This is a genomic window from Pseudomonas sp. BR20 (genome assembly GCF_050780135.1).
Lineage (GTDB): Bacteria > Pseudomonadota > Gammaproteobacteria > Pseudomonadales > Pseudomonadaceae > Aquipseudomonas.
On sequence record NZ_CP172012.1, the window covers coordinates 857,143 to 876,642 of the forward strand.

21 protein-coding genes are annotated in these 19,500 nt (G+C 61.4%); 7 read left to right on the forward strand and 14 right to left on the reverse strand.

Features of this window, described 5'->3' with window-relative positions; genetic code table 11:
- Positions 1 to 516 precede the first annotated feature (516 nt).
- On the forward strand, positions 517 to 1,281 hold the full coding sequence (locus ACHPFG_RS03725) for an SDR family oxidoreductase (RefSeq protein ID WP_053134501.1): 765 nt from the start codon (positions 517 to 519) through the stop codon (positions 1,279 to 1,281).
- 140 nt (positions 1,282 to 1,421) lie between these two features.
- On the opposite strand, the gene ACHPFG_RS03730 is transcribed toward ACHPFG_RS03725, so the two are convergent.
- From ACHPFG_RS03730 to ureE, 5 genes are all read right to left on the reverse strand, one after another.
- Positions 1,422 to 2,543: an AGE family epimerase/isomerase gene (locus tag ACHPFG_RS03730; RefSeq protein ID WP_131696747.1), complete on the reverse strand. Its 1,122-nt coding sequence runs from the start codon at positions 2,541 to 2,543 to the stop codon at positions 1,422 to 1,424.
- Between the two features lie 125 nt (positions 2,544 to 2,668).
- Complete coding sequence (locus ACHPFG_RS03735) at positions 2,669 to 3,241, reverse strand: HupE/UreJ family protein (RefSeq protein ID WP_131696746.1); 573 nt, start codon at positions 3,239 to 3,241, stop codon at positions 2,669 to 2,671.
- 22 nt (positions 3,242 to 3,263) lie between these two features.
- The gene (ureG, locus tag ACHPFG_RS03740) at positions 3,264 to 3,878 is read right to left on the reverse strand and encodes an urease accessory protein UreG (protein ID WP_012721947.1); all 615 of its coding nucleotides are present in this window, start codon (positions 3,876 to 3,878) and stop codon (positions 3,264 to 3,266) included.
- Positions 3,879 to 3,915: 37 nt separating this feature from the next.
- Entirely contained in the window at positions 3,916 to 4,590 is a 675-nt protein-coding gene (locus ACHPFG_RS03745) for an urease accessory protein UreF (RefSeq protein ID WP_431701636.1), read from the reverse strand.
- Positions 4,587 to 5,087: an urease accessory protein UreE gene (ureE, locus tag ACHPFG_RS03750; protein ID WP_408014132.1), complete on the reverse strand. Its 501-nt coding sequence runs from the start codon at positions 5,085 to 5,087 to the stop codon at positions 4,587 to 4,589. The genes ACHPFG_RS03745 and ureE overlap by 4 nt, the downstream gene beginning before the upstream one ends.
- A 276-nt stretch (positions 5,088 to 5,363) precedes the next feature.
- Between ureE and ACHPFG_RS03755 the strand changes: the two genes are divergently transcribed.
- The gene (locus ACHPFG_RS03755; protein WP_131696744.1) at positions 5,364 to 5,861 is read left to right on the forward strand and encodes a C40 family peptidase; all 498 of its coding nucleotides are present in this window, start codon (positions 5,364 to 5,366) and stop codon (positions 5,859 to 5,861) included.
- Positions 5,862 to 5,865: 4 nt separating this feature from the next.
- Here the strand turns inward: ACHPFG_RS03755 and ACHPFG_RS03760 are convergent, their stop codons facing one another.
- Positions 5,866 to 6,498 carry a TetR family transcriptional regulator gene (locus ACHPFG_RS03760; RefSeq protein WP_065900186.1) on the reverse strand — a complete coding sequence of 211 codons (633 nt, stop codon included), beginning with the start codon at positions 6,496 to 6,498 and terminating at the stop codon, positions 5,866 to 5,868.
- Positions 6,499 to 6,660: 162 nt separating this feature from the next.
- Entirely contained in the window at positions 6,661 to 7,032 is a 372-nt protein-coding gene (locus ACHPFG_RS03765) for a hypothetical protein (protein ID WP_431701637.1), read from the reverse strand.
- A 358-nt stretch (positions 7,033 to 7,390) separates the two neighbouring features.
- Here ACHPFG_RS03765 and ACHPFG_RS03770 point away from each other — a divergent pair, with 358 nt between their 5' ends.
- Positions 7,391 to 9,460, forward strand: a complete 2,070-nt coding sequence (locus ACHPFG_RS03770; protein ID WP_431701638.1) for an AsmA family protein — start codon at positions 7,391 to 7,393, stop codon at positions 9,458 to 9,460.
- A 128-nt stretch (positions 9,461 to 9,588) separates the two neighbouring features.
- On the opposite strand, the gene ACHPFG_RS03775 is transcribed toward ACHPFG_RS03770, so the two are convergent.
- The gene (locus ACHPFG_RS03775) at positions 9,589 to 10,119 is read right to left on the reverse strand and encodes a ferritin-like domain-containing protein (protein ID WP_027607715.1); all 531 of its coding nucleotides are present in this window, start codon (positions 10,117 to 10,119) and stop codon (positions 9,589 to 9,591) included.
- Positions 10,120 to 10,295: 176 nt separating this feature from the next.
- Between ACHPFG_RS03775 and ACHPFG_RS03780 the strand changes: the two genes are divergently transcribed.
- Positions 10,296 to 11,186: an esterase/lipase family protein gene (locus tag ACHPFG_RS03780; RefSeq protein WP_431701639.1), complete on the forward strand. Its 891-nt coding sequence runs from the start codon at positions 10,296 to 10,298 to the stop codon at positions 11,184 to 11,186.
- Here ACHPFG_RS03780 and ACHPFG_RS03785 read toward each other — a convergent pair.
- On the reverse strand, positions 11,183 to 12,061 hold the full coding sequence (locus ACHPFG_RS03785) for a DMT family transporter (protein ID WP_131696740.1): 879 nt from the start codon (positions 12,059 to 12,061) through the stop codon (positions 11,183 to 11,185). The two genes, ACHPFG_RS03780 and ACHPFG_RS03785, sit on opposite strands and share 4 nt — an antisense overlap.
- A 119-nt stretch (positions 12,062 to 12,180) precedes the next feature.
- On the opposite strand from ACHPFG_RS03785, the gene ACHPFG_RS03790 reads away from it, so the two are divergent.
- Positions 12,181 to 12,480, forward strand: a complete 300-nt coding sequence (locus ACHPFG_RS03790; RefSeq protein ID WP_131696739.1) for a PsiF family protein — start codon at positions 12,181 to 12,183, stop codon at positions 12,478 to 12,480.
- Positions 12,481 to 12,656: 176 nt separating this feature from the next.
- Positions 12,657 to 13,670 (forward strand): AI-2E family transporter, encoded by a 1,014-nt coding sequence (locus tag ACHPFG_RS03795; protein ID WP_431701640.1) that lies wholly within the window; start codon positions 12,657 to 12,659, stop codon positions 13,668 to 13,670.
- 141 nt (positions 13,671 to 13,811) lie between these two features.
- Here the strand turns inward: ACHPFG_RS03795 and ACHPFG_RS03800 are convergent, their stop codons facing one another.
- Entirely contained in the window at positions 13,812 to 15,080 is a 1,269-nt protein-coding gene (locus tag ACHPFG_RS03800; RefSeq protein WP_131696737.1) for an Hsp70 family protein, read from the reverse strand.
- Between the two features lie 238 nt (positions 15,081 to 15,318).
- Here ACHPFG_RS03800 and ACHPFG_RS03805 point away from each other — a divergent pair, with 238 nt between their 5' ends.
- The gene (locus ACHPFG_RS03805) at positions 15,319 to 16,257 is read left to right on the forward strand and encodes a DnaJ C-terminal domain-containing protein (protein WP_431701641.1); all 939 of its coding nucleotides are present in this window, start codon (positions 15,319 to 15,321) and stop codon (positions 16,255 to 16,257) included.
- A gap of 46 nt (positions 16,258 to 16,303) precedes the next feature.
- On the opposite strand, the gene ureC is transcribed toward ACHPFG_RS03805, so the two are convergent.
- From ureC to ACHPFG_RS03825, 4 genes are all read right to left on the reverse strand, one after another.
- On the reverse strand, positions 16,304 to 18,004 hold the full coding sequence (gene ureC / locus ACHPFG_RS03810) for an urease subunit alpha (protein ID WP_431701642.1): 1,701 nt from the start codon (positions 18,002 to 18,004) through the stop codon (positions 16,304 to 16,306).
- A 135-nt stretch (positions 18,005 to 18,139) separates the two neighbouring features.
- Positions 18,140 to 18,445 carry an urease subunit beta gene (locus tag ACHPFG_RS03815; RefSeq protein WP_027607724.1) on the reverse strand — a complete coding sequence of 102 codons (306 nt, stop codon included), beginning with the start codon at positions 18,443 to 18,445 and terminating at the stop codon, positions 18,140 to 18,142.
- The gene (locus ACHPFG_RS03820) at positions 18,442 to 18,975 is read right to left on the reverse strand and encodes a GNAT family N-acetyltransferase (RefSeq protein ID WP_431701643.1); all 534 of its coding nucleotides are present in this window, start codon (positions 18,973 to 18,975) and stop codon (positions 18,442 to 18,444) included. Before ACHPFG_RS03820 ends, ACHPFG_RS03815 begins: the two co-directional genes overlap by 4 nt.
- Before the next feature lie 5 nt (positions 18,976 to 18,980).
- Positions 18,981 to 19,493: a GNAT family N-acetyltransferase gene (locus ACHPFG_RS03825; protein WP_090400824.1), complete on the reverse strand. Its 513-nt coding sequence runs from the start codon at positions 19,491 to 19,493 to the stop codon at positions 18,981 to 18,983.
- Positions 19,494 to 19,500: the final 7 nt, after the last annotated feature.

The window sequence follows — 19,500 nt, forward strand, 5'->3', positions numbered from 1 at the left end:
TGGCTGAACGCCTTTAAAAACGTGGCTTTCAGCTGTGTGGTTGTTTTTTGATCAGCGGCTTTTTCGCGGCCGATCGAGGGGTTTGTCAACCTGTTTAAAGACACAGGTATATGACTGAAATATGTCCCGCCAGCCTGTGGATAAGTCTGTGATTAAACTCTGGAAAGACGGCCGCAGAGGCCGGAATGACTGGCCTGGAGCCATCGTTCGTTTCCCCCCGCTGCCCATAGGCCTACATACGCCTGTGTCCAGGTCAAGCAAAAAACTTTCTAAAACTGCCTGAAAGCCTTGTACACAGCGGCCTGAAGCGTTTTGCACTTGCCCCCAAAGACTGTGGGCGCAGCTGTGGATAACCTGCGCGCATATGGCTGCAAGCCACGGTTTATAAGGCTTTTATAACTATGGTTAAAAAGTGATCAGGTGTGCGCGACGTTATGTGCATAGCGGTTGCCGCAACCGCAGCGTAAGGGCATTCTGCTGGCTGATTTTTTTCCCGATGCCCGCAAGGAGAACACCATGTCCAACACGCTGTTTATTACTGGCGCTACTTCAGGTTTCGGCGAAGCCTGCGCCCGTCGGTTTGCCGAAGCCGGCTGGAAACTGGTGCTCACCGGTCGTCGTGCCGAGCGTTTGAATGCCCTGGTCGAAGAGCTTTCCAAGCAGACCGAAGTGCACGGCCTGGTGGTGGACGTACGGGATCGCAAAGGCATGGAAGACGCGATCGCCAACCTGCCGCCATCGTTCGCCACCTTGCGCGGGCTGATCAACAACGCCGGCCTGGCCGTGGGCACCGACCCTGCGCCCAAGTGCGACCTCGACGATTGGGAAACCATGGTCGACACCAACATCAAAGGCCTGCTGACCACCACCAGCCTGCTGCTGCCGCGCCTGATCGCCCACGGCCGTGGTGCCGGGATCATCAACCTGGGCTCCATCGCTGGCAGCTACCCGTACCCGGGCAGCCATGTGTATGGCGGTTCCAAAGCGTTCGTGAAGCAGTTCTCCCTGAACCTGCGCTGTGACCTGCAAGGTACCGGCGTGCGTGTGACCAACATCGAGCCGGGCCTGTGTGAAAGTGAGTTCTCCCTGGTGCGCTTCGGCGGTGACCAGGCGCGCTACGATGCCACCTACGCCGGCGCCGAGCCGATCCAGCCGCAGGACATCGCCGACACCATCTTCTGGGTGCTGAACACCCCGGCGCACGTCAACATCAACCGACTGGAGCTGATGCCGGTGAGCCAGACCTGGGCTGGGTTTGCGATTGAGCGTGGGGCCAAGTAAGGCTTTAGACCGAGTTGCTGCCATCAGGAGCAAGTCGAATCGTCGCACCGCCCCTCCCACATTGGGTCGTGTTCACACATTCACATTTGTGAATACGGTCAAATGTGGGAGGGGGCTTGCTCCCGATGAGGCCCTGCAGGTCACCCAAGATGCTGGATCAGCCCCTGGTAGCAGGTTGCCAAATGATAGGGGGTGGTAGAAGGCATATCCCGCCGGCTCACCGCACCCTTGGCATCCAGGCATTCATGCCAGCCTTTCTCATGCAGGAAATGCTGTTGCAGCGCGAGCAGTTGGCGCTGCAGCACCGCCTCACTGCCAGGCCGCAAGGTCAGTGCCCGCAGGTATTCCGCCTGGGCCCAGATACGCTGGGTGCCGTCGCGCACGCTGCCGTCGAGTGCCAACATGCCGCTGACCGCTCCGGACGCGTTATCCACACCCTTGTGCTCTGCGTAGGCAAACGCCCGCGTCAGTGACGCATGCAGCGGCGTGCCGCGCAGCACGGGCGACGATTCGAGCAAAAAGAACCACTCGAACTGGTGCCCCGGCTCAAACCAGTTATCCACAGCGCCCAGCGGTTTTTCCATCATCACGCCGTGCTGGCGGTCGATGAAACGCTGCTGCATGGCCGTCGCCAAGGCCAGCAGGGCCGCTTGCACAGGGGCATCCTCGCGCACCGCGAGGGTAGCGAGGAACGCTTCGGCCAGGTGCATCAACGGGTTTTGCAGCGGGCCGGACTGGAGGGACGACCAGTTGCGTTCCAACACCGCCTCGTACAGGCCATCCTCGGTGGCGAAGCGCTGGGCGACTACTTCCAGGGCGGCGTTGAGCACCGATTCCACCAGCGGCTCACGCACCTTGGCCCAGTAATGGGCGCAGGCAAAGATGATAAAGGCGTGGGTGTAGAGGTCTTTGCGCTTGTCCAGGGGCTGGCCGGCGGGGTCGATGCTGTAGAACCAGCCGCCGTGTTCCGCATCGTGGAAATGCCGTTGCAGGGAGCGGAACAGCACGGCCGCGCGCGCTTCAGCGAAGGCCGCGCCTGGCTCGCCGATCAGGCTGGCAAACAGGTACAACTGCCGCGCGCAGGCCATGGCGCGGTAGCGTTGCGGGGGCAGTGGGCGGTGATCGGCGTCCAGCGCCTCATAGGGCAACGCCAATTCGGCATTCCAGCCCGGGCCCTGCCAGAGCGGCACGATCAGGGTGTGGAAGTGCGTGAGCACGGCATTCAATGAAGGCTGAGGGGCGGAGCTTGGAGCGATGGGCATCGGCTGGCGTCGTCACGGCAGGGGTGTAGGCGCGCATGGTAGCAGAGGGGCAGCGTTAAGTTGTGAGCGGCAAGCTGCAAGTAAGAGCGGTTCGGCGTTTACTTGCAGCTTGTAGCTTGCGACTGTTAGCTGGCGAGCAACCACACCCCAGTCGCCGCCGAAGCCGCTCCGGCAATCCGCACCAACGGAGCCGCCGCAGCGGGCAGCCAGCGCACCAGCGCATACCCGGCGGCGTGCAGTGCCGCGGTGGCGCCGACAAACCCTGCGGCATACGCCCAAGGGCTCGACATCTCCGGCAACTCCAAGCCATGGGCCACACCATGGAACAGCGCAAACAACGCTGTCGCACCCATGGCCATGAACAACGGCGGACGCACCGCCAGTGCCACCGCCAGGCCCAGGGCCAGCACCGAGGCGGCAATCCCGCTTTCCAGCGCGGGCAATTGCAGACCTTCAAAACCGAGGATGCCGCCGATCAGCATGGTGCCGACAAAGGTGCACGGCAGGGCCCAGCGCGCGGCGCCTTTTTGCTGAGCGGCCCACAGACCCACCGCAACCATGGCCAGCAGGTGGTCGAGGCCGCCCAGCGGGTGGCTGATACCGGCCACCAGGCCGTTGTCGCCGTGGCCAGGGTGAGCGAAGGCCAGGGCGGGCGTGAGCAGCAGGGCGGCGGCTGCGAGGAGTTTGTTGAGGTTCATAAACAGGTTCCTTATGGGTTGATCAGGCGGCGGTCAGCAGGCCTTGGCGTTCGATAAAGGCGACGATTTCTTCCAGGCCTACCCCGGTTTTCTGGTTGCTGAACACGAAAGGCTTGCCGTTGCGCATGCGCTGGGTGTCGCTGTTCATCAGCTCCAGCGAGGCGCCGACCAGCGGCGCCAGGTCGATCTTGTTGATCACCAGCAGGTCGGATTTGCAGATACCCGGCCCGCCTTTGCGCGGCAGCTTGTCGCCGGCGGACACATCGATCACATAAATGGTCAGGTCCGACAGCTCCGGGCTGAAGGTGGCCGACAGATTGTCGCCACCGGATTCCACCAGGATCAGGTCCAGGCCGGGAAAGCGGCGGTTGAGTTGGTCCACCGCTTCCAGATTGATCGAGGCGTCCTCGCGAATCGCCGTGTGTGGGCAGCCGCCGGTTTCCACGCCGATGATGCGCTCCGGCGCCAGGGCCTGGTTGCGCACCAGGAAGTCGGCGTCTTCGCGGGTGTAGATGTCGTTGGTGACCACCGCCAGGTTGTAGCGATCGCGCAGCGCGAGGCACAGGGCCAGGGTCAGGGCGGTCTTGCCGGAGCCGACCGGGCCGCCGATGCCAACGCGCAGGGGTTGTGTGTTCATCTGATTCTCCAAAATAAAAGGCCCAAAATTTAAAGCCCTAGGAACGGAACAGGCGGCTGTACTGGCGCTCGTGGGCCATGCTCGCCAGGGACAGGCCGAAGGCGGCGCTGCCGAAATGGTGGGGGTCGATGCGGGCGGCGTCCTGCTGGGCTTGTTGCAGCAGGGGCAGCAGCTCGCTGGTGAGGCGTTGCGCGGCTTGTTGGCCCAGGGGCAGGGTTTTCATCAGCACGGCCAATTGGTTTTCCAGCCAGCTCCAGAGCCAGGCGGCGAGGGCGTCGTCGGCGCTGATCGCCCAGGCGCGCGCGGCCAGTGCCCAGCCCAAGGCCAAGTGCGGTTCGCTGCGTTGCTCCAGGAAGCTGCGGGCGTCGCTGTCCAGTTCCGGCAGGCCATTGAGCAACTGCTGCAGGGAATAACCCATCTGCCGACTTTCCTGATACAGCTCCCGGGTTTCGCGGCTGGCTTGATGCGCTTCGCACAGCTGCGCCAACGCTGGCCAGTCCTGCTCTGCGGCAGCGCGGCAATGGGCGAGCAACAGCGGGGCTTCGAAGCGTGCAAGGTTGAGCAGCAATTGGTCGCTGATCCAGCGGCGAGCACTGGCTGCATCGTTGACGCGGCCGTTCTCCACGGCCATTTCCAAACCTTGGGAATAGCTGTAGCCGCCAATCGGCAATTGCGGACTGGCCAGACGCAACAGCGCCCAGGCTGGGTTCATAGACGCACGCCGAACTGATGCAGCTTGGGCGGGTAGTTGAAATCTTCATCGCCATGACGGGAGTGATGGTGGCCACCGCCGTAGGCGCCGTGTTCCGGTTGGAACGGCGCTTCGATGGTTTCGGTGTGGGCGCCCAGTTGCTCAAGCATGGCCTTGAGCACGTAGTCATCGAGCAGACGCAACCAGCCATCCCCCACTTGCAAGGCCACATGGCGGTTGCCGAGGTGGTAGGCGGCGCGGGTCAGTTCAAAGGCGTTGCTGCAGGTGACGTGCAGCAGGTGTTCAGGGCGTGCGCACACGCGTACGACACGTCCGTCTTCGGCTTGTAGGAATTCGCCATCGTGCAACGGCGGCTGGCCGCGCTCCAGAAACAGGCCGACGTCTTCGCCGTCGGCACTGAAACAGCGCAGGCGGCTCTTGCTGCGTGCTTCGAAATTCAGCAGCAGCTCAGCGGTCCAGAGGGCTTGGGGGGCGATTCGGCGGTGGATCACCAGCATCAGGAAGCTTCCAGCTATGAGCGATGGAAGTGCTAGAGCAAGGGGCTTGCCAACCCGGTCAAACGTAGGAATTGCCTGTAGGCAGGCAAGACGGTGCTACTAAACGGGGCGTGGGAAGGGTTTTTGAGTGGGCCAAAATGGTGCGATTTGCTGTTGTGCGCACTGGTCTCGGGCGTTTTCGGATTTGTCCTACGCGTGATCAGGAGTCGGCGTTCAAAACATTACGTGCCGTGTCTTTAGGCTATGCGCCGTGTTTAATCCACTGCGACGTTCATCATGTTCAAGTCATTTTTTTGCTTGGTTATTGTCAGCCTGTCTTTGGCCATTTCATCGGCCTCGGCCAATTTGCAGCCACGTTCAACCTTCACCGTTTCGGTTAAGGAGGCCCCTATCAATGATGTGATCGACCGCGCCCACGAACTGCTGGGCACCCCCTACAAGTGGGGTGGTTCTTCAGCAGAGCAGGGGTTCGATTGCAGCAGCTTCCTGGTTTACCTGTTCAAGACCCAAGCCAATATCCAGATACCGCGCACCACGGTGGCGATGCACCGATCAACGGCCCCGACCATCCAACGCACGGCTTTAAAGCCAGGGGATGCGGTGTTTTTCAAAGGCAATGGGCGCGGCCAGGTCAGCCATGTCGGCCTGTATATCGGCGAGGGTAAATTCATTCATTCACCGCGCACCGGCAAAAGCATCCGCATCGATTCACTGAGCAACAGCTATTGGAACAAGCACTACACCACCGCCAAGCGTTTTCACACGGCGGGTTGACGGCTTATTCGGTGCTGCCCAGGCCTTGCCAGTGCTTGAGGCCGATAAAGATAAAGCGCAGTTGCTGGGTGATTTTCGCCTGGGGCGTGAGGTGGGCAGGCAACGCCTGGGCAGGCGGGTCGATGATGTCGGGGAGGGTGGCAAACACGCTCTTGACGATCAGGTCCGCCATCACGTGCAAACCTTCGGCATCCAGGTGCTGCAGTTTGGGCATCAGCGTCAGGTCTGCCGCCAGATCGCGGGTGATGTCTTCACGCAGGGCTCCGATGGCTTGGCGCACCGCCAGGCAACCGCCGTATTGCTCACGGGCCAGGAACAGGAATTGCGAGCGGTTGGCCGAGACCACATCGAGAAAAATCCGCACTGAGGCATCGATAATGCCGCCCATCACGAATTCGTTGTGGCGCACCAGGCGAATGGTGGCGCGAAAGGTCTGGCCCACCTCACTCACCAATACAAGTCCAAGTTGGTCCATATCGGCAAAGTGGCGATAGAAACCGGTGGGGACAATGCCTGCGGTCTTGGCCACTTCACGCAGGCTCAGGCTGCCAAACCCACGGCCACACTCCATCAGATGGCGGGCAGCGTCCATCAGGGCGAGGCGGGTCTGTTGCTTCTGTTCGGCGCGGGGCAGCATGGGCGGGCGGGCTTTGTCGGCGAGTACAGCGACGCACTCTAGCAAAACAGCTTCGTTGACGTCGAACTTGGCGGGGGATAGATGAGGAGGTTGCGTGACAGGCTCTACAAAAAGTCAAAAGCCCGGTCGGTAGATCGGGCTTTTTTGTGGGCCACCACGGGGTCAGCTCTGAGCTTGATGCAGTTCTTGCAGGCGATCAGCACCACCTTCGGCGACACCTTCAGTGTAGGCTCGTTCGTTGGCTTGTTCCGCGCCACCTTCAACCAAACCTTTCTGTTCCAGGCGGTTACGGCCGTTTTCGGTCAGGCCTTCGGTGTAGGCGCGTTTGTTGGCTTGTTCCGAACCGTTTTCAGCAACAGCGCCTTTGGCGTAGTCACGGTTCTCGTCTTCTTGCGAACCGCTGCGGGCCAGGGTCTGGTTGAAGTGAACGGCGTCGGCTTTGACTTGTGGGGTAACCTGTTCGGCGGCAGGCAGCGCAAATGCGCTGGAAGCCATGATGGATAACAGGACGGTAGCGAGTACTTGGCGTTTCATGATGGGTTGCTCCTTGGGAGGGCGATAAAGTGGGTACGGGGCTAATGCTACTCTCGATAAGTCGATATAAAAGTTCATAAACGCAATGGTAATAATCAACAGAATTGATTGTTCGCCGGGGAGGCTCTAGATCGGGCCTCTCAAGCACGCGGTTTTGCACTGAAGTGGGTATTTTCGACACGAATCTGGGTAACAATGGTGCGCCGTGAATGATCGAATCTGTCGAAACGGTCAGGAACACAGGTTTTTACGGGTAAATCTCAGATTGGGTTAAACCCATGTGTGGTTTGCCAGTCGTAGTTTTGTAAGCTGTCCTACAGGTGTTGGTTCAGCCGGTCGTATTCAGGAGTCCTGTGCAATGACGCGCACTCGTAAAATCGTCACTTGGAGCTGCGCCAGCTTCGCTGTGTTAATCGCTGTGGTGGTGCTGGTCCTGGTGTTCTTCGACTGGAACCGCATCAAGCCCCCGCTCAATGCCAAAGTTTCCGAAGAGCTGCATCGTCCGTTTGCCATTAACGGCAACCTGGCGGTGGTGTGGGCACGTGAGCCCGATGAGGGCGGCTGGCGCGCCTGGGTGCCGTGGCCCCATGTGATTGCCGAGGACCTGACCCTGGGCAACCCCGACTGGTCGAAAAAACCGCAGATGGTCACGCTGAAAAAGGTCGAGTTGCGTATTTCGCCGCTGGCGTTGCTGGTGCAGCGCGTGGTGATCCCGCGTATCGACCTCACCGAGCCCAGTGCGGAGTTGCAGCGCCTGGCCGATGGGCGCGCTAACTGGACGTTCAAGTTCGATCCCAAGGACCCCGACGCCGAACCTTCCAACTGGGTGGTGGACATCGGCGCCATTGGTTTCGACAAGGGCCACGTGACCCTCGACGACCAGACCCTCAAGACTCAGTTGGACGTGATCATCGACCCCCTGGGCAAGCCGATCCCGTTCGGCGAAATCGTCGGTGACGCCGATGCCAGGAAGGCCTTGGAAAAAGGCTCCGCGCCCCAGGACTATGCGTTCGCCCTCAAGGTCAAAGGCCAGTACCACGGGCAGAAGCTCGACGGCAGCGGCAAGATCGGTGGCCTGCTGGCCTTGCAGGACGCGGCCAAGCCGTTTCCGCTGCAAGCCCAGGTCAAGATTGCCGATACCAGCATCGCGCTGGCAGGCACCTTGACCGACCCGCTGAACCTCGGCGCCCTGGACCTGCGCCTGAAACTGTCCGGCAGCAGCCTGGGTAACCTCTACCCGCTGACCGGCGTCACCTTGCCGGATTCACCGGCCTACTCCACTGACGGCCACTTGATCGCCAAGTTGCACGAGGCCAGCGGCGCGTCATTCAGCTACGAAAACTTCAACGGCAAGATCGGCAACAGCGATATTCACGGCAACCTCGCCTATGTCGCCAGCCAGCCACGTCCCAAGCTCAGCGGTGCGTTGGTGTCCAACCAATTGCTGATGACCGACCTTGCCCCCCTGATCGGTGCCGACTCCAACGCCAAGCAAAAAGCGCGTGGCGGTGAGAGCAAACAGCCGGCGACCAAAGTGCTGCCGGTGGAGGAGTTCCGCACCGAGCGCTGGCGCGACATGGATGCCGATGTGGAATTCACCGGCAAACGCATCGTGCACAGTGCCGAATTGCCCTTCAACGACCTGTACACCCACCTGGTGCTCAACGACGGCGAACTGAGCCTGGAACCGCTGCGATTCGGCGTCGCCGGCGGCAAGCTGGATGCGCAGATCCGCTTGAACGGCCGCACCACGCCGATGGAAGGCCGCGCCAAACTCACTGCGCGCAACTTCAAACTCAAGCAGTTGTTCCCGACCTTCGAACCGATGAAAACCAGCTTTGGTGAACTCAACGGTGATGCCGATATTTCCGGGCGCGGTAACTCCGTCGCGGCGCTGTTGGGCACCTCCAACGGTGACCTGAAGATGCTGATCAACGACGGCGCCATCAGCCGTGGCCTGATGGAAATTGCCGGGCTCAACGTGGGCAACTATGTGGTGGGCCGCCTGTTTGGCGACAAGGAAGTGAAGATCAACTGCGCGGCGGCGGACTTCGGGATCAAGACCGGCCTGGCAACCACACGGTTGTTTGTGTTCGATACCGAGAACGCGATCATCTATATCGATGGCACCGCCAACATGGCCACCGAACAGCTCGACCTGACCGTCACCCCCGAGTCCAAGGGCTTCCGCCTGTTTTCCCTGCGTTCGCCGTTGTACGTCAACGGCCCGTTCATCAAGCCCAATGCGGGTGTAAAAGCCATCCCCCTGGCCCTGCGTGGCGCGGGTATGGTGGCTCTGGGTGTGATCGCCGGCCCGGCAGCGGGTCTGTTGGCGCTGGTGGCACCAAGCGCCGATGCGCCGAACCAGTGTGCACCGTTGTTGCAGCAGATGAAGGAGGGCAAGGCACCGAAGACGGTGAAAGGCTAGCGGACAGAACACAAACCCAAATGTGGGAGGGGCTTGCCCCCGATGCGTCGTTTCAGCCACTGCATCCGGTGGCTGACACTCCGTCATCGGGAGCAAGCCCCCTCCCACATTTTTTTGAATTGCTCTGCTTAGAGACTTTCGAGGATGTCGGCCATATCGTCCGCATGCTCTTCTTCCTGAGCCAGGATCTCTTCAAACAGACGACGCGTGGTTGGATCCTTATCACCGATGTACTGGATGATTTCACGGTAGCTGTCCACCGCGATCCGCTCGGCCACCAGGTCTTCGTAGACCATTTCCTTCAAGCTGTTACCGGCCACGTATTGGGCGTGGGAGTTTTTCGACAGCAGGTCCGGGTTGAACTCCGGCTCGCCGCCCAACTGCACGATGCGCTCGGCAAGTTTGTCGGCGTGCTCGGCTTCCTGGGTGGCGTGTTCGAGGAACTCCTGCGCGGCGACGGCAGCTTTAACGCCGCTGGCCATGAAGTAGTGGCGCTTGTAGCGCAGCACACACACCAGCTCAGTGGCCAGGGAGCCGTTGAGCAGGCGGATAATCTCTTCGCGGTCGGCGTCATAGCCCTCGGTCACGGCGCCGTTTTCGACGTTTTGGCGGGCGCGGCTGCGCAGGGTCGCAACGTCAGTCAAGTTTGCTTCAGTCATCTCAATCTCCTGGGGCTAATCCGGTTTTACGCCACGCTCTGTCGGCGTGATCGCTCCCAGTTGTGAGTCACGGGCGCAGCAAAAAGTTTTATTGGATTTGCCAGGCGTGTCATCAGCGCGTCGCCGGAATTGCGCTAGCCTGCCATCATCCTTTCTTGATCCAGGGCGTTCGCTACATGTCGCAGTTGTTAGCCACGCGTTACCCTTTGGTGCTGGTGCCCGGCATGCTGGGGTTCGTGCGCCTGGGGTTCTTCCCTTACTGGTACGGCATTGTCCCGGCACTGCGGGCGGGTGGGGCGCAGGTGTTTCCAATCCAGGTGGCGCCGCTGGATTCCAGCGAGGTGCGTGGCGAGCAGTTGCTGGCGCAGATCGAGCGGATTCGCCTTGAGACCGGCGCCGACAAGGTCAACCTTATCGGCCATAGCCAGGGCGCGCTGACCGCCCGTTATGCGGCGGCCAAGCGCCCGGAGTGGGTGGCGTCGGTGACGTCGGTGGCCGGGCCTAACCACGGCTCGGAACTGGCGGACCATATCCACGCGCATTATCCGGCCGACAGCGTGAAGGGGCGGCTCATGAGCGCGCTGTTTCATCTGGTTGCAGCGATGATGAGCCTGCTGGAAACCGGCTATCGCGGCCCGCGCTTCAAGGCGGACTTGCAGGCGTCCCACCACTCCCTGACCAGTGCAGGCGTGGCGCTGTTCAACCGCGAGTATCCCCAAGGGCTGCCGCACATCTGGGGCGGGCACGGGGCGGAGGTGGTCAATGGCGTGCGCTACTACTCATGGTCCGGCACCTTGCAACCGGGCAAGACCGATCGCGGGCGCAACCTGCTGGACGGGACGAATCGCAGTTGCCGAGTGTTCGCCCGCAGCTTCGTGCGCGAGAAGGGCCAGTGCGACGGCATGGTCGGGCGCTGCAGCTCGCACCTGGGGCGGGTGATCGGCGATGACTACGCCCTGGACCACTTCGATATCGTCAACCAGTCCATGGGCCTGGTAGGCAAGGGCGCCGAGCCGATCCGGTTGTTCGTCGAGCATGCCCAGCGCCTGAAGGCCGCCGGGGTTTAAGCCTGGCGGCGCACCGGTGTGGTCCAGCGCTCGGACAAAATCACCCCGCCCAAGGTCAGCAAGCCCCCCACCAGGTGATACAGCGCCAACTCTTCCTTCAACACCACGGCGGCAATCAACGCGGTGATCAACGGCAGCAGGTTGAAAAACAGCGTTGTGCGGCTTGGTCCCAGGGTCTTTACCGAGTGCATCCACGCCAGCGGTGCGAGCATCGAAGCCAGCAAGCACGCATAAAGCACCAGTGGAATATTCGCCCAGCCCAGGCCGGCTTTTGCCGAAAACAGAAACAGCGGAAACAGCACCACCACTGCCACCAGCACCTGTAAATACAGAAGCACCAGCGGCGGCAGGCGCAGTTGCCATTTTTTCAGCAGGGTGCTGTAGACCGCGTACGCCAGGGTGGCGACCAGCATCATCGCGTCGCCCAGGTTCACGCCGTGTTGCAGCAACGCGCCGAGGCTGCCGGCCGACACCACCACCACAACCCCTGCGAACGACAGCACCGCGCCCGTCAGCGCACCAAACGTCAGGCGCTGGCCCAGGCTGATGATGGCCGCCGTCAGGGCCATCAACGGCATCAACGACAGGATGATGCCCATGTTGGTGGCGCTGGTCAGCGAAGCGGCGTAGTACGCCAGGCTCTGGTACACCGCCATGCCCAGCACGCCGAGGATGCAGATCTTGCCCAGGTTGGGGCGGATCAGCGGCCAGTTGGCGATGACCGGTTTGAGCATGAACGGTGTAAACAGCAGTGCTGCCAGCAACCAGCGGTAAAAGCCGATTTCAGCGGGGAAAATCGAACCCACGGCCAGTTTGTTGACCACGGTGTTGCCGGCCCAGATAAAAATGGCCAGCAAGGGATACGCGTATTGCATGACATCGCCGTACAGAGGAATGAGCGGGGATTATCCTCTCTTCGCGGGAATGTGTAACAGGATTTGGCTACACTCTCGGAAGGCTGCGCTCCTCGGCGCGGTAACAGGGAGAAAACTTCATGAAGATGTTGCGTGTTCCGTTGATGATGTTAGGCCTGCTGCTCTGTTCCCAAGGCTTTGCCGCCACCGCGCAGCAAAACAAGATGACCACCTGCAATGCCGAAGCCACCACCAAGACGCTCAAGGGCGACGAGCGCAAGGCATTCATGAAAACCTGCCTGTCGGCCCCGGCGGCCAATGATGCGAAGACGCTCACGCCGCAGCAGCAGAAGATGAAGGATTGCAATGCGTCGGCGAAAACCAAGGCGCTGACCGGTGATGCGCGCAAGACGTTCATGAGCACCTGCCTGAAGAATTGATAGCCCCGGGCCCTAGAAGGCTGCGACACTCGCACACAGCCCACCTGTAGGAGCGAGCTTGCTCGCGAAGAACACAATTACCCCGCGTTTATTCAGAATAAACGCGTTATCGTTGGCGACCTTCGCGAGCAAGCTCGCACCTACACATCCTTTAATGCCGTTCGTTTTGAGGCTGTATGCCAACGTTTTCTCAGCGTCATGTGTTGTTGCTGGCCAGCTACATCATCATTTTCGGCGGGTTGCTGCTGGTATTGCCGCTGAAATTGCTGCCCAGCCTGCTGGCCGGCCTGTTGGTCTATGAACTGGTCAACATGCTCACTCCCCAACTGCAACGGTTGATCGAAGGGCGGCGCGCGCGCTGGTTGGCGGTAGCCTTGCTCGGTACCCTGATCGTCAGCGTGCTCGCCTTGATCTTCGCCGGCGCCATCAGCTTCCTGCTCCACGAAGCGGAAAATCCCGGGGCTTCCCTGGATAAATTCATGGGCGTAGTCGACCGCGCGCGCGGCCAACTGCCGCCGTTCCTCGATGCCTACCTGCCCGCCAGCGCCGCCGAATTCCGCGTGGCCATCGGCGACTGGCTGAGCAAGCACCTGAGCGAACTGCAACTGGTCGGCAAAGACGCCGCCCACATGTTCGTCACCCTGCTGATCGGCATGGTGCTTGGCGCGATCATCGCCCTGCAGCGCGTGCCCGACCTGACCAAGCGCAAGCCTCTGGCCGCCGCGCTGTTCGACCGCCTGCACCTGCTGGTCCAGGCGTTTCGCAACATCGTTTTTGCACAGATCAAGATCGCCGCGCTCAACACCGTCTTTACCGCCGTGTTCCTCGCCGTGGTATTGCCGTTGTGCGGCATTCACCTGCCGCTGACCAAAACCCTGATCGTGCTGACCTTCCTGCTCGGCCTGTTGCCAGTGATCGGCAACCTGATGTCCAACACCCTGATCACCATCGTCGCGCTGTCGCTGTCGATCTGGGTGGCGGTGGCGGCGCTGGGGTATTTGATCGTGATCCACAAGGTCGAGTACTTCCTCAACGCGCGCATCGTCGGCGGGCAGATCAGTGCCAAGTCGTGGGAGTTGCTTCTGGCGATGCTGGTGTTTGAAGCGGCGTTTGGTTTGCCGGGGGTGGTGGCGGGGCCGATTTACTATGCGTATCTGAAGAGTGAGCTGAAGCTCGGCGGGATGGTTTAAGGCGTGTGTTGCCTGGGCGGGCCCCATCGGGGGCAAGCCCCCTCCCACATTTACTGTGTTTACATAGGTCGACTTGTGAACACTGTCAGTGTGGGAGGGGGCTTGCCCCCGATGAAGTCGCCACGGTATTTCAGGTGACACTCAGCAGCCGTAGCGCTTGCTGGCTTCAATCGCCAAACCGCTGCCGATACTGCCGAAGATATTGCCTTCCACATGCCGGGCATTCGGCAGCATTGCCGAGATGCTGTGGCGCAGTGCTGGAATACCGCTTGAACCACCGGTAAAGAACACCGTGTCCACCTGGGCCACCGACACCGAGGCATCGGTGAGCAACTGCGTCACGCTGTTGCGCACGCGTTCCAGCAAGCCATCGATGGCCGACTCGAACAGTGCGCGGCTCAGGTCCACGCTCAACCCCGGCTCAACCCGGTCCAGCAGGACGTGGCGGCTGTCGTCATGGGTGAGTTGGATCTTGGTCTCTTCCACTTCCATGGCCAGCCAGTGCCCGGCGCGCTGTTCGATCAGCTTGAACAGGCGGTCGATGCCGCCGGTGTCTTCGATGTCGTAGCGCATGCTGCCCAGGGCCAGCTGGGATTTCTGCGAGTACACCGAGTTGATGGTGTGCCAGGTCGCCAGGTTCATGTGGTGGCTGGTGGGCATGTAGGCGCCGCTTTTCATGCGGCTGCCGTAGCCGAACAGCGGCATCATGCCGGCCAGGGACAGTTGCTTGTCGAAGTCGGTCCCGCCGATGTGCACGCCGCCGGTGGCGAGGATGTCGTCCTGGCGGTTGTCGTTGTGGCGGCGGTCCGGGGACAGACGCACCAGCGAGAAGTCGGACGTACCACCGCCGATGTCGACGATCAGTACCAGCTCTTCCTTCTCGATGGTGGACTCGTAGTCGAACGCGGCGGCAATCGGTTCGTACTGGAACGAGATGTCCTTGAAACCGATCTTGCGCGCCACGTCGACCAAGGTGTTTTCGGCTTCCTGGTCGGCCATCGGGTCGTCATCGACGAAGAACACCGGGCGGCCCAGCACCACTTCTTCGAATTCGCGGCCGGCGGTGGCTTCGGCGCGGCTCTTGAGTTGGCCGATAAACAGCGCCAGCAGGTCGGTGAACGGCATCGCCGTGCCCAATACGCTGGTGTCGTGCTTGATCAACTTGGAACCCAGCAGGCTCTTGAGCGAGCGCATCAGCCGGCCTTCGTAGTTTTCCAGGTATTCGTGCAGGGCCAGGCGACCGTAGACCGGGCGGCGCTCCTCGAAGTTGAAGAACACCACCGACGGCAGGGTGATCTTGTCGTCCTCCAGCGCGATAAGCGTTTCCATGCCGGGGCGGATCCAGCCGACGGTGGAGTTGGACGTGCCAAAGTCGATACCGCAGGCACGGGCTGGGGATGGGTTTTTCATGTCTATCGGGTTCCGGTTGAAAAACGGCCGCGCAGTGTATGCCAGTCGAGGGCGGATGCGTAGGCCGACCATCCGTTAAATCGTGCTTGAAAGTTCAGCATTTGCCCCCACATCTGGTGCATACGGCAAGCGCCGATAACACTTTGACGCACCCCCAGGCCACGACACTCTACAGGTGCAAAGCAACGCACGTTGTGCCCCGGGCTGTGCGATCTCGATTAAGGATGGTGAACCGCCGATGGATTTCAAAGACTACTACAAGATTCTGGGTGTCGAGCCGACGGCCGATGACAAGGAAATCAAGGCCGCCTATCGCAAGCTCGCGCGCAAATATCACCCGGACGTGAGCAAGGAAAAAGACGCCGAAGCCAAGTTCAAGGACGCGTCCGAAGCCTATGAAGCGCTTAAAAGCGCCGATAAGCGCGCCGAATACGACGAGCTGCGCAAATACGGCCAGCATGGCCAACCGTTCCAGGGCCCGCCCGGCTGGCAGAGCCGTGGCGGTTTTGGCGGTGGCCAGGGCACCGAAGACTTCTCTGACTTCTTCAGCTCGATCTTTGGCGGTCGTGGCGATGCCTTTGGTGGCGGCCAGCGTCGTCCGACCGGGCGCAAGGGCCAGGACGTGGAGATGCAGCTGTCGGTGTTCCTCGAAGAGACGCTGTCCACCGAGTCCAAGCAGATCAGCTTCCAGGTGCCGCAATACGACGCCTCGGGCCGGCATGTCAGCAATACCACCAAGAGCCTGAACGTGAAGATCCCCGCCGGTGTGGCCGACGGTGAGCGTATCCGCCTCAAAGGGCAGGGCGCACCGGGTATTGGCGGTGGGGCCAACGGTGACCTGTACCTGATCGTCAAGTTTGCGCCGCATCCCAAGTTCGAGGTGGATGGCGAAAACCTGATCATCAACCTGCCGCTGGCGCCGTGGGAGTTGGCGCTGGGCGCGGAAGTGGCGGTGCCGACCCTGACCGGCAAGATCAACCTCAAGGTGCCAGCCGGCAGCCAGAACGGCCAGCGCATGCGCGCCAAGGGCCATGGCTTGTTGAACAAGGCCGGGCAGCGTGGCTTCCTGTATGTGCAGCTCAAGGCGGTGATGCCACCGGCAGGCACTGACGAGGTGAAAGCCTTGTGGCAGGAGCTGGCGCAGAAAGCCGCGTTCAATCCGCGCGAGCAGTTCTAAGGGGATTTGTGGTGAGGGCACAAGCTCCCTCACCACAGGTTCCAAGTCAGAACAGGAAATACCGCTGCGCCATCGGCAACACATCCGCCGGCTCACACCACAGCAGCACCCCGTCGGCCTTGACCTGATAGGTCTGTGGATCCACCTCGATATCCGGCAGGTAATCGTTGTGGATCAGGTCGGTTTTCTGCACGTCGCGACACCCTTTCACCACCTCAATCTGTTTCTTCAGGCCCAGCGCTTGCGGCAAGCCTGCGTCCAGGGCTGCCTGGCTGATAAAGGTCAGGCTGGTGGCATGCAGTGAGCTGCCGAAACTGGCGAACATCGGGCGGTAGTGCACCGGCTGCGGGGTGGGGATCGACGCATTGGCATCGCCCATCAGGCTGGACGCAATCGCGCCGCCCTTGAGGATCAGGGTCGGCTTGATGCCGAAGAACGCCGGGCGCCACAGTACCAGGTCAGCCCACTTGCCCACTTCGATGGACCCGACGATATGGCTGATGCCATGGGTGATCGCCGGGTTGATGGTGTACTTGGCGATGTAGCGCTTGGCGCGGAAGTTATCGTTGTCGGGGCCGTCACCGGGCAGGGCGCCACGCTGTTTCTTCATCTTGTCGGCGGTCTGCCAGGTGCGGGTGATCACTTCACCAACGCGGCCCATGGCCTGGCTGTCGGAGCTGATCATCGAGAACGCGCCGAGGTCGTGCAGGATGTCTTCGGCGGCGATGGTCTCGCGGCGGATGCGGCTTTCGGCGAAGGCCACGTCTTCGGCAATGCTTGGGTCCAGGTGATGGCAGACCATCAACATGTCCAGGTGCTCGTCGATGGTGTTGCGCGTGAACGGCCGCGTCGGGTTGGTGGAGCTGGGCAGCACGTTGGGAAAGCCGCAGGCCTTGATGATGTCCGGCGCGTGGCCGCCACCGGCACCTTCGGTGTGGTAGGTGTGGATGGTGCGGCCCTTGAGCGCGGCGAGGGTGGTTTCGACAAAGCCGGATTCGTTGAGGGTGTCGCTGTGGATCGCCACCTGCACGTCGTACTGGTCGGCGACGCTCAGGCAGTTGTCGATGCTGGCGGGCGTGGTGCCCCAGTCTTCATGCAACTTCAAGCCGATGGCGCCGGCCTTGACCTGTTCGATCAACGGCTCGGGCAAGCTCGCGTTGCCCTTGCCGGTAAAACCGATGTTCATCGGGAACGAGTCGCTGGCCTGCAGCATGCGCGCCAGATGCCAAGGCCCGGAGGTGCAGGTGGTGGCGTTGGTGCCGGTGGCCGGCCCGGTGCCGCCGCCGATCATGGTGGTGACGCCGCTGGTCAGCGCCTCTTCGATCTGCTGCGGGCAGATGAAATGCACGTGGGAGTCGATACCGCCGGCGGTGAGGATCATGCCTTCGCCGGCGATCACTTCGGTGCTGGCGCCGATGGCCATGGTTACGCCGGGCTGGATGTCCGGGTTGCCGGCCTTGCCGATCGCGTGAATGCGGCCGTTCTTCAAGCCGACGTCGGCTTTGACGATGCCCCAGTGGTCGATGATCAGCGCGTTGGTGATCAGGGTGTCGACGACTTCATGGGCGAGCAATTGGCTCTGGCCCTGGCCGTCGCGGATGACTTTGCCGCCGCCGAATTTCACTTCTTCGCCATAGACGGTGAAGTCCTGCTCGACTTCGACGAACAGCTCGGTATCGGCCAGGCGGACCTTGTCACCGACGGTGGGGCCGTACATGTCGGCGTAGGCTTGGCGGCTGATTTTCATAGGTGTGTGCCCTGAGAAGAATGTGTTGAATGTGACACCGCTATCGGGAGCAAGCCCCCTCCCACCTTTGATGTGTGAACACGGTCAAAATGTGGGAGGGGCGGTGCGACGATTCGACTTGCTCCCGATGAGGCCCTAAAGGTCGCCCATGATCCGTCCGGCAAACCCGAATACCCGCCGCCCGCCGCTCAAATCAACCAGCTCGACCTCACGGCTCTGCCCCGGCTCAAACCGCACCGCCGTGCCCGCCGGAATATTCAGGCGCATGCCGCGGCTCAATGGACGGTCAAACGTCAGCGCGTCATTGGTCTCGAAAAAATGGTAGTGCGAACCCACCTGGATCGGCCGGTCGCCGCTGTTGGCCACGCTGAGGGTGACGGTGCGCCGGCCGACGTTGAGTTCGATCTCGCCAGGCTGGATCTGATATTCGCCAGGAATCATGCAGGTTGCCCCAGGGTCTTGAAGTAGATGGCGGTCGGGCTGTAGCGCCCGTCCGGGCTTTGGCAGTAGTCGGGCAGTTCACCGAGCTTGGTGTAGCGCAACGACTGGTAGAAGGCTTCGGCAGGCGAGCCGGCTTCGGTGTCCAGGTACAGCAGGCCACGCTTGTGCTGGCGTGCGGCGAGTTCCAGGGTGTTCATCAATTGTTGGCCCAGGCCGTGGCGCCGCGCGCTGCTGTGCACCAGCAGCTTTTGCACTTCGGCGCGGTTCAGGCCGTTGGCTTTCTGGCACAGCGCCAACTGCACGCTGGCGATCACCTGCTCATCGCGCACCACCACCCACAGCAACAGGCTGGTGTCTTCAATGCTCGCCTGCACGCTTTCCAGATAGGCGCGGGCCTGGGCCTCATCGAAGTCGGCCATAAAACCAACCGACGCACCGTGCTTGACCGCATCCAGCAACAGCTCGATCAGGCCCCGGCGGTAGTGGGCAAAACTTTCAGCATTGACTCGACGCAGTTGCGCGGCATTCATCGAACTCACTCCTTGGGCGGTTGCGCGCCCGGATTCAATGTCAGTTGCATAAAGGTCAGGTCCAGCCAGCGGCCGAACTTGATGCCCACTTGGGGCATTTGCCCGGTGGTGACGAACCCCAGGCGTTCATGCAGGCGGATCGACGCCAGGTTGCCGCTTTCGATGGCCGCCACCATCACATGCTTGCCACAGGTTCTGGCGCGTTCGATCAGGGCCTGCATCAGCAGTGGGCCAAGGCCTTTGCCGCGCTGGTCGTTGCGTACATACACCGAGTGCTCGACGCTGTAGCGGTAGCCTTCGAACGCGCGCCAATCGCCAAACGAGGCATAGCCGATCACTTGCTCATTTTCGGTCGCCACCAGAATCGGATAGCCCTGGGCCTGGCGTGCACTGAGCCAGGCCTGGCGGTTGCCGAGATCCACCAGTTGCTCATTCCAGATCGCCGTGGTGTTGAGTACCGCGTCGTTGTAGATGTCGCGGATCGCCGGCAGGTCTTGCTCGGTTGCATCACGAATCATGGCCGTG